The sequence below is a fragment of the Acidaminococcus hominis genome, from assembly GCF_900291475.1.
Lineage (GTDB): Bacteria > Bacillota > Negativicutes > Acidaminococcales > Acidaminococcaceae > Acidaminococcus > Acidaminococcus hominis.
Genome location: NZ_OLMM01000003.1, coordinates 292323 through 301521 on the forward strand (window position 1 = coordinate 292323; position 9199 = coordinate 301521).

Annotated in this window: 9 protein-coding genes; 2 read left to right on the forward strand and 7 right to left on the reverse strand. The window is 51.3% G+C overall.

The window, feature by feature from the left end; genetic code table 11:
• Window positions 1-725 precede the first annotated feature (725 nt).
• From C7E10_RS03495 to ilvA, 7 genes are all read right to left on the reverse strand, one after another.
• Complete coding sequence (locus tag C7E10_RS03495; protein WP_105325363.1) at window positions 726-1643, reverse strand: IS3 family transposase; 918 nt, start codon at window positions 1641-1643, stop codon at window positions 726-728.
• Window positions 1640-2401, reverse strand: coding sequence for a helix-turn-helix domain-containing protein (locus tag C7E10_RS03500; RefSeq protein WP_105325742.1), 762 nt, complete (start codon window positions 2399-2401; stop codon window positions 1640-1642). The genes C7E10_RS03495 and C7E10_RS03500 overlap by 4 nt, the downstream gene beginning before the upstream one ends.
• Window positions 2402-2718: 317 nt before the next feature.
• Window positions 2719-3600: a UTP--glucose-1-phosphate uridylyltransferase GalU gene (gene galU / locus C7E10_RS03505; protein WP_105325963.1), complete on the reverse strand. Its 882-nt coding sequence runs from the start codon at window positions 3598-3600 to the stop codon at window positions 2719-2721.
• A 38-nt stretch (window positions 3601-3638) separates the two neighbouring features.
• Window positions 3639-4220 carry an aminoacyl-tRNA hydrolase gene (pth, locus tag C7E10_RS03510; RefSeq protein ID WP_105325964.1) on the reverse strand — a complete coding sequence of 194 codons (582 nt, stop codon included), beginning with the start codon at window positions 4218-4220 and terminating at the stop codon, window positions 3639-3641.
• A 93-nt stretch (window positions 4221-4313) separates the two neighbouring features.
• On the reverse strand, window positions 4314-5279 hold the full coding sequence (locus C7E10_RS03515) for a ribose-phosphate diphosphokinase (RefSeq protein WP_105325965.1): 966 nt from the start codon (window positions 5277-5279) through the stop codon (window positions 4314-4316).
• A gap of 77 nt (window positions 5280-5356) precedes the next feature.
• A complete protein-coding gene (gene glmU, locus C7E10_RS03520; protein ID WP_105325966.1) occupies window positions 5357-6727 on the reverse strand; it encodes a bifunctional UDP-N-acetylglucosamine diphosphorylase/glucosamine-1-phosphate N-acetyltransferase GlmU in 1371 nt (456 codons plus the stop codon).
• Window positions 6728-6757: 30 nt separating this feature from the next.
• Window positions 6758-7753: a threonine ammonia-lyase gene (gene ilvA, locus C7E10_RS03525; protein ID WP_420837395.1), complete on the reverse strand. Its 996-nt coding sequence runs from the start codon at window positions 7751-7753 to the stop codon at window positions 6758-6760.
• Between the two features lie 62 nt (window positions 7754-7815).
• Here ilvA and C7E10_RS12195 point away from each other — a divergent pair, with 62 nt between their 5' ends.
• Window positions 7816-8184, forward strand: coding sequence for a transposase (locus C7E10_RS12195; protein WP_105325519.1), 369 nt, complete (start codon window positions 7816-7818; stop codon window positions 8182-8184).
• A complete protein-coding gene (locus C7E10_RS12200) occupies window positions 8135-9151 on the forward strand; it encodes an IS3 family transposase (protein ID WP_200820170.1) in 1017 nt (338 codons plus the stop codon). Before C7E10_RS12195 ends, C7E10_RS12200 begins: the two co-directional genes overlap by 50 nt.
• Window positions 9152-9199: the final 48 nt, after the last annotated feature.

Consider the following 9199-nt stretch of genomic DNA (forward strand, 5'->3'; position numbering starts at 1 on the left):
CGTCACCTTCCCCTTTACCTGTTCGCATAGCGAACAGGTAAAGGGGAAGGCAGTTGCGGCGCTAGCGCCGCGAAAAAGCGGCTTAAACTTCTATCGGCGTCTACCGACGCCACTTCCTTAGCGGTTCGCCGTACTCCAGTCGTTATCGCCTTATAGGCTCAACTCCTGGACGGCTGTCGCATGTGCCTTATTGACCAAACATCCTTTTGATACCTTTTGGGGATGTTTGGATGCGGCCGCAACGCTTGAAGGAAGCGTTCATAGCAATTACTGGTCAGCTTCTTATCAGCACTATGTTTTAGATTTTACTCGACCAGTGGTGAACTAGAAGCCTACCACAGTGGTTCGCTGCTAGCCAATCAGCTACGCCCATTTTGGGCTTGCTTCTTGGGCTGCTATCACATGGCTCGCATTAGCCAAGAGTCCTTTGATAAACTGTGGACTCTTGGATGCGAGCGCAAAGCGTTGTGGTAGGTGGCAGCCGCTAGGCTGACGGAGGAAGTTTATCCATGCATTTGGGAGTCGTATCCATTTCTCAAGGCCCTGGCCACAGAGAAATGGAATATACGACCCCTGCGACAGCCGTCCAGGAGCCGGACCTGAAAGGTTGCCGGCGACTGGAATACGGCGAACCGCTAGGCCGCAGGCCGCCTGCCTTCTCCGCACAACAGCAGTCCAAGTGGTGTGCTCCCCGTCAAGTAGACAGTTCCTAATAATATAAACCTCTACGCCGCCATTTGGTAGCTATTATGTTTTTGCATAGGGGTCAAACGGCCCAAATTCCGCTGCAAACGGCCACTGTTGTAATACTCCATGTAGTTATTAATCATCGTTACCAAAGCTTTACGGCTGTCGAAGTCACGAGTATAGTACCGTTCTCTTTTCAGCATGCCCCAGAAGCCTTCCATCGGGCCATTATCAATGCATTTTCCTATCCGTGACATACTCTGCGTCATACCAGCATCTAGAATCATCTTGCGGAAATCCCTGCAGGTGTATTGGAATCCCCGGTCAGAGTGAAACAGGGGATGCGCGCCAGGGTTTTTCAACAATGCCTTATTGAAGGTATTGAATACCAAATTTTTATCGTTCCGGTTGCTTATCACATAGGAAACAATTCGTCTGTCATACAGGTCAATAATCGCGCTCAGATATACCTTATGCACAACTACCCCCTCATAGTAGTGAAATTCTGAGACGTCAGTACACCATTTCTGGTTAGGGGCATCGGCTTTAAATTCCCTATTCAAGATATTTTCTGCAATGTATGCAGGATCTATTGCACGCTGGGTGCAGCCCTTAGGGGCATATTTAATCGTAGACTTTATATTTATCACTCGACAAAGATGAAGAACGCGACCGTCACCAATTGCTATTGGTTTCGTGTCAGGATAGATCTTCTTATTTGGGGCTCGTAAGTCATCAGCTATTCGTCTGTACCCTTTAGCTGGGTCAGCCTTGTATATCTCTTCTATTCTTTTAGCAATTTCCTTGTCGTCAATTTCGCGTGCTGAAGGCTCTCTATGAAGCCATTTGTAGTAGCCGGCCCGGGACACTTTTCCCAATTTGCACAGGCCAAGAATAGGGTAATTCTTTTCAGCGTGCAGTTCTTTAATGGCTTCATAAATGGCTCCATATCTTATTTGTGTGAATCCCGCCTCCTTTCCACAATATCGAGTTTTTTTAGGAAATCAATCTCCATATCCTTGGCTTTGAGTTTTGCATTAGCCAGTTTGAGTTCAGCTTTCATACACTCATATTCTGTAGGGGCTTCTTCAGGGACTTCTACTGGCTTCCTGTGTCCGCGCCCATCTATGAGTCCTTCGGTATTGTACTTATTATATTTTAAGACGTAATTTCTGACTTGCTGGTAGGAAACCTTAAACTTTTCAGCGGTTTCATGGTAAGCATTCCCGTTTTCAATGCAGTATTTTACGATTTCAACGCGCTCGTCAAAGGTCGTTTGTCTAGCTTTAGTCATGATCTTGGCACCTCCAGTACCCGAACTTTTTAGTTCCTCATGACTATTATACTTCTTTAACCAGTCTCTGATTTGACGAGAACTTTTTAATCCGTATTTTTGTACCAGCTGGGACATAGTCGTTTCGCCCTTAAGATATTCCTCTACGCATTGGATCTTAAGATCAGCAGAATAACTTTTAACCTGTCTTTTGTTAAATACCTCAGGACCATTTCCTATATATTCATCTACCCAATACTGTACTGCTTTCCAGTGAACCCCTAACCTTTTTGCAGAAACCATTGGTGATTCTTCATGAGCAAGAACAGCTTTGACAGCCTTTAATTTATCCTCTGCACTGACTTTCGATATAGACATTTTACATACTCTCCTTTCAACGAATCCAGGAGGTTTAACTATATGCCAGTCTACTTTATTCATAGCATACCAGCTTGACGGAGGCATACTAGCCCACTGCTAGTCAACTAATGTCTGAACTATAGTGCTAGTATTGATAAACACTGGAAACCTTACGGGTACGAATGGCTCCTTCAAGCGTGAAGGAGCTGTCAGCCAGCATGGCTGACTGAGGAAGTTTAACTTTTTCACAGCCCCTTCCAATTTTCTATAGGGCTATTCCGCCCAAATTTCGCTTATAACCATTTTTGAGAGCACAGCTACACCTGCGTCTATGCCAAACAGTATTTCCCGTCCACAAGCGAATTTTATGCATTCAGAGCAGCTGTACTTCTGTACGCCTATTTCTTATCCTGCAATAGGCCCAGCAGATATTCCTTAAAGGCCGGACCCAAATCCTCCCGGCGCAGGGCAAATTCCACCGTAGCCTTCAGATACCCCAGTTTGTCCCCGGTATCGTACCGCTGACCCTGGAAATTGTAGGCATAGACAGCCTCGTTATGGGCCATGACCCGCAGGGCATCCGTCAGTTGGATTTCTCCTCCCTTCCCGGGCTGGGTCTGCTCCAGAATCTCAAACACATCCGGGGTAATCACGTAGCGGCCCAGGGCAGCAAAGCGGCTGGGTGCCTCCTCCACACTGGGTTTTTCCACCATATCCCGCACCTTCAGCAGGTTGGGGTCATCGGTGGCCAGCCCGTCAATGATGCCGTAGGAAGATACCTGTTCCGGCTGCACCGTCTGGCAGCCGATCACCGTACCTCCGGTCTTGTCGTACTGATCCATTAGCTGGCGCAGGGCCGGCTCCTTGTCCCCGGTATAGACAATATCATCTCCCAGGATAACCCCAAAGGGTTCGCCGTCAATAAAATCCTTGGCGCACAAAATGGCGTCCCCCAAGCCCCGCATATACTTTTGCCGCACGTAGTGGATCTTGATGTCGGAAATCTTCCGGATTTCCTTCAGCAGGTTCACCTTGCCGCTTTCGTACAAATGCTGCTCCAGTTCCGGGGAAGAATCGAAATGGTCTTCAATGGCCCGCTTGGCATGGCCGGAAATAATCAAGATCTGGTCAATGCCGCTGCTGCGGATTTCTTCCACAATGTACTGGATGGTGGGTTTATCCACAATGGGAAGCATTTCTTTGGGCATGGCCTTGGTTTCCGGTAAAAACCGGGTCCCGAAGCCTGCTGCCGGAATCACTGCCTTACGAATTTTCTGCATGCTGCTGCTCCTCTCCAAACTTTAGGCTGTCTGCTGCTTTACTCTTTCGCTGCCTTCTTGTTGAATTCCTGCATCAGGTCGCTGATTTCCGCCCCGGCCAGCCACTTTTCCACGGCGTCAGCAGCTGCTTTCACCGCTTCCTGGATTTTGGCCTTGTCTTCCCCCTGGAAAGGGTGAAGAACATGGGATATCACCGCCTGCTCCTGGTGCACCGGGTGGCCGATGCCCACCTTGATTCTGGGATAGGCCTGACTGCCGATGGCCCGTTCAATGGACTTCAGTCCATTGTGGCCCCCGGAAGACCCTTTCCGGCGAATCCGCAGGGTGCCCACCGGCAGGTCCATATCGTCCTGGACCACCAAAATGTCTTCCGGCGCAATATGGTAGAAATTAGCAAAATCCGCAACCGCAGCCCCGCTGCTGTTCATGTAGGTGGTGGGCTTGATGAGAAAGCATTTTTCCGGCATTCGCCGTTCCAGGTAAAAGGCGTTGTCCGCCTTCCGCCAGCCGCTTTGTTCCTTCCACCGGTCCGCCAGCACATCCGCGGTCATAAATCCGATGTTGTGCCGGGTCCCCTCATATTCCTTGCCGATATTGCCTAAGGCAACCACTAACTTCATATTTTCTAACTCCTCAATCATACTTTTCCCCTATTTCTTAGGGGCACTGACGAAAAGAAGGCTGCGCTTAGGCAGCCTTCTTTGATACTACTGTTAAATTTCAAACAATTGGCTGATGGACAACTGATTGTAGATGCGCAGAATGGTTTCTGCCAGAATCGGAGCCACGGACAGCACGGTGATTTTCGGATGCTTCTTGTTGGGAGGCAGCGGGATCGTGTTGGTCACAATCAGCTCTTTGATGCTGGATTGGGCAATCCGGCTGAGGGCAGGATCCGTCAGAATAGGATGGGTGCAGCAAGCATAAATTTCCTTGGCACCAAACTTCTTCAGGGCCTTGGCACCTTCGGTCAGAGAACCGGCGGTATCCACAATATCGTCAACCATGATGGCAATCTTGCCGTCTACGTTGCCGATCAGATTCATAACTTCAGCAACACCCGGTTCCGGGCGTCTCTTATCGATAATGGCAATCCCGCAATTCAGACGGGTTGCAATGTTCCGGGCACGGCTCACACCGCCCAGGTCGGGAGAAACCACAACCATTTCTTCCGGAGCAAAGTTTTTCTCTTTGATATAGTCGGCCAGAATCGGGCCGCCGGGCATATGATCCACGGGAATATCGAAGAAGCCCTGGATTTGGGCTGCGTGCAGATCGATGGTAACCAGCCGGGTAATCCCGGACACGGTCATCAGATCAGCCATCAGTTTTGCCGTAATCGGTTCACGGCCTCTGGCTTTTCTGTCCTGACGAGCATAGCCATAAAAAGGCACTACCGCCGTAATGTGTCTGGCGCTGGCTCTCTTGAAAGCGTCGCACATAATCAGTAGTTCCATGATGTTGTCATTTACGGCAGGTCCGCAAGTAGGTTGGATAACAAATACATCCTTGCCACGGACACTCTCATTGATCATGACCTGTACTTCACCATTGTTGAAACGGTTGATGACAGCGTCGCCTACCTGGGTTCCCAGATAAGCTGCGATTTCCCGCGCCAGATCAGGATTGGCGTTGCCGGAAAAGATTTTCATGTCTTCGCCTGTTTTATCACCCAACATACTTTTAATACCCCCACAGCTATATTCTTGTTAATACTCTTACAAAGTATACAACTCATTCAAGCATAAGACAACCGTTATTTTTTGCGATACTTTTCTGCCCAATCCGGAATGTTCACTTGTTTGCCCCGGGCAACCCCCAGTGCATTCTCCGGAACATCCTTGGTAATGGTAGAGCCAGCCGCAATATAGCTGCCTTTGCCGATGGTTACCGGCGCCACCAGATTGCTGTTGCAGCCCACAAAGGCATCGTCCTCAATGGTGGTGCGCTGTTTGATTTTTCCGTTGTAGTTGACGGTAATGCAGCCGCAGCCAATGTTGACCCCGCTGCCAATGTCACTGTCCCCAATATACTGGAGATGGGGCAATTTGGTGCCCACGCCAACGGTGGAATTTTTCACTTCCACAAAGTTGCCCATTTTCACCTTGTCGCCAATGACGGTATTGGGCCGCAGATGGTCGTAGGGTCCCATGGTAACGCCATTGCCTACCTGGCAGTCGTGGCCGTAGGTAAATTGGATATGGGTGCCATTTCCCACTTTTACATTGGTCAGCCGGACCTGGGGACCTACTTCACAGTCCTCCCCGATTTCCGTTTCCCCTTCCAGCCAGGTAAAGGGATACAGCACGGAGTCCCGGCCCACCCTTACGTCTTTTTCCACAAAGGTGCTGGCAGGGTCCATCACGGTCACCCCTTCGTCCATCAGCTTGTCCAGCAGCCGGGCGTTCATGACCTTTTGGGCCTGGGCCAGTTGCCGGCGGGAGTTGATGCCCATGACCATGTCAAAATCCTCGGTGCGGATACCAGCTACGGTTCTGCCCGCTTTCCGGCACAGGTCCAGGATATCTGTCAGGTAATATTCCCCCTGGGCGTTGTCGTTGGACAGATGGCCCAGCAGTTTAAACAACAGAGGCATTTCCGCGCAGTAGATTCCCGTATTGATTTCCTGGATTTTCCGCTGCTCCGGCGTGGCATCTTTTTCTTCCACAATGCCCGTTACCTGGCCCAGCTCATTCCGGAGAATGCGGCCGTAGCCAAAAGGCTCCGGAGCTATAGCCGTCAGCACGCTGACGCCTGCCCCGCTTGCCAGATGGGTCTCGTAGAACTTCTTCAGTTCTGCCCCTTCCAAAAGCGGCGTATCTCCGCAGAGAATCAGGGCTGTTCCCGGTTCCGTACCCAAAAGGTCCCTGGTCTGGAGCACGGCGTGCCCTGTACCCAGCTGCTCGGACTGGATAGCCACCCGGGCCCGGGTACCCAGAAAATCCGTCACCTTTTCGGAGCCAAAGCCCACAATCACTACCTTATCGTCCGCCCCTGCCTCATCTGCTGCTTCCAGCACGTGTTCCAGCATGGGTTTGCCGCATACCTGATGCAATACTTTCGGGAGCTTGGATTTCATCCGGGTTCCCTTGCCTGCTGCAAGAATAATCGCAGCCAATTCTGCCATAATTCCAGCCTCCTAGTTCTTCCTGTAGTTCTATTTGATTTCGATTTTATAGCCGGCTTGCCGCAAATGGCGCGCCACTTCCTGTACGTGTTCCTGATTCCGGGTCTCCACATCCATTTCCACCCGGGTTTCTCCCAAGGCAACGGACCGGTCGGCCCGGACATGGTTGATGTACAGGATATTTACCTGGAGTTTTTCCAGGTGGGTAATAAATTTTACCAGTTCCCCGGGACGGTCCGCCATCCAGGTGGTCAGCTTGATCCGGCGGCCTGTGCGGATCAGCCCCTTTTCAATAATCCGGGAAATGGTATTCACGTCAATATTGCCCCCGCTGATTACCGCGGCGGTCTTGTCAGAACCGGGTACGATATGGTGCAGAATGGCTGCCAGCGGCGTAGCTCCGGCACCTTCCACCACCATCTTGTCCCGTTCCAGCATTAGCAGCATAGCAGCTGCAATGTCTTCTTCCTTGACCAGCAGCATATCATCCACGTACTGGTTGATGACTTCCCAGGTCAGTTTTCCCGGCAGGCCCACGGCAATTCCGTCGGCAATGGTTTTGCTGGCTGGATGGCTTACCCAGTAGCCTTCTTTTTTGCTGAGATACATGGCCGGAGCCTGCTCCGTCTGTACCCCATAGACCTTGACCCTGGGATTGGTCTGCTTCACTGCAGCCGCAATCCCAGCCAGCAGGCCGCCGCCCCCTACAGGCACCACAATGCTGTCCAGCTCCGGATTTTGTTCCAGGATTTCCAGGCCAATGGTACCCTGGCCAGCCATCACGGCCGGATCATCATAAGGGTGGATAAAATATGCACCAGTTTCCTTTTGGATTTCCTGTGCCTTTCCCAGGGAAGCGTCGAAAGTTTTCCCATAAAGGACAACTTCTGCCCCATAGCCCTTGGTAGCTTCCACCTTGGCCAAAGGAGCCGCTTCCGGCATGACCACCGTGGATTTGCAGCCCGCCATGGTGCCGCCCAGGGCCACCCCTTGGGCATGGTTGCCGGCAGAGTATAATGGAACTATGAATTAAGACAACTTCGAAACTATTTCTTAATGTGAATCTCGTGGTATACTGGAGGCGATCAATGAAAAAGGAGATAATCATCATGTCACGCACGCGCCGTCATTTCACGTCGAAATTCAAATCCGATCTCGTCATCGAGCTGCTCAAGGGTGAGAAAGACCTCAACACGCTGGCGGCTGAGAACGAAATCCTGCCGAACCTCTTGCGGAACTGGAAGAACGAGTTTCTCAGCAAGGCAAGCATCATATTCGATGATTCCAGAGAGGACAACCTCAATCAAAAACTCGAGACCGAGCGGAAGGAGAAAGCCTCCTATGCCCGCAAAGTTGGCCAACTCACCATGCAGGTGGATTGGTTGAAAAAAAAATCTGAGGAAATTCTTGGACCGGACTACGAGAAACAGTATTCTCCAAAACCTTTCGAGGAGTGAGTGCAAGGAGCTTTCCCTTCGGAAAGCAGCAAAGCTGCTCGGCGTCAACCGCACAAGCCAATACTACCACCCCAAAGAGAACACTCCATCAGATGAAGAGCTGGAATGCAAGCGCATCATCGATCGTTTCCACACGGACAATCCTGCCTGGGGCGCAAGGCAGCTGGCCTCGCAGCTGCAGCGCCTCGGGCATCAGGCCGGACGACGCAAGACAGCTCGCTATATGCGCGAGATGGGCATCGACGTCATCTATCCGAAGATGAACCTTTCCAAGCGGCAGCAACAAGCGCAGGTGATGCCCTACCTGCTGAAGCATGTGGATATTCAGCAGCCTAACCAGGCATGGTCCATCGACATCACCTACATTCCCCTGGAGCACGGTTTCGTTTATCTGACAGCCATCATCGACTGGTACAGCCGCTGCATTGTTGGCTGGGAGGTGGACGATACCCTGGACACCCGGATGGTCATTGCCGCCGTAAGGAAGGCGCTCCGTATAGCAAAGCCGCAGATTCTCAACTCCGACCAAGGATGCCAGTTCACCAGCAAGGAGTACNGCTGCATTGTTGGCTGGGAGGTGGACGATACCCTGGACACCCGGATGGTCATTGCCGCCGTAAGGAAGGCGCTCCGTATAGCAAAGCCGCAGATTCTCAACTCCGACCAAGGATGCCAGTTCACCAGCAAGGAGTACAAGGCTTTCCTCAAGGAACACAAGATCCGCCAGAGCATGGATGGCAAGAGCCGCTGGGCCGACAACATCAAGATTGAGCGGTGGTTCCGGACATTCAAGTATGAGGAAGCCTATCTCACGCAGTACCGCAACATCCGGGAGGCTCGCAAGGCCATCCGCAACTACATCAACGTGTATAACTTCCAGCGCTGCCACTCAGCCATCGGGAACGTCCCGCCAGCAGAGCGCTACTTCCCGGCACTGCTGCTCAATGCTGCAATGTCTGCTGCCTGATACATTTAGAAATTCATCGATTTTGGTCTTGACAAACGTGCCACTATA

Excerpts from the sequence above, each read along its gene's own strand:
- C7E10_RS03500 (WP_105325742.1), bottom strand. The coding sequence starts at position 2,401 with ATGAATAAAGTAGACTGGCATATAGTTAAACCTCCTGGATTCGTTGAA.
- galU (WP_105325963.1), bottom strand. The coding sequence starts at position 3,600 with ATGCAGAAAATTCGTAAGGCAGTGATTCCGGCAGCAGGCTTCGGGACC.
- pth (WP_105325964.1), bottom strand. The coding sequence starts at position 4,220 with ATGAAGTTAGTGGTTGCCTTAGGCAATATCGGCAAGGAATATGAGGGG.
- C7E10_RS03515 (WP_105325965.1), bottom strand. The coding sequence starts at position 5,279 with ATGTTGGGTGATAAAACAGGCGAAGACATGAAAATCTTTTCCGGCAAC.
- glmU (WP_105325966.1), bottom strand. The coding sequence starts at position 6,727 with ATGGCAGAATTGGCTGCGATTATTCTTGCAGCAGGCAAGGGAACCCGG.
- C7E10_RS12195 (WP_105325519.1), top strand. The coding sequence starts at position 7,816 with ATGAAAAAGGAGATAATCATCATGTCACGCACGCGCCGTCATTTCACG.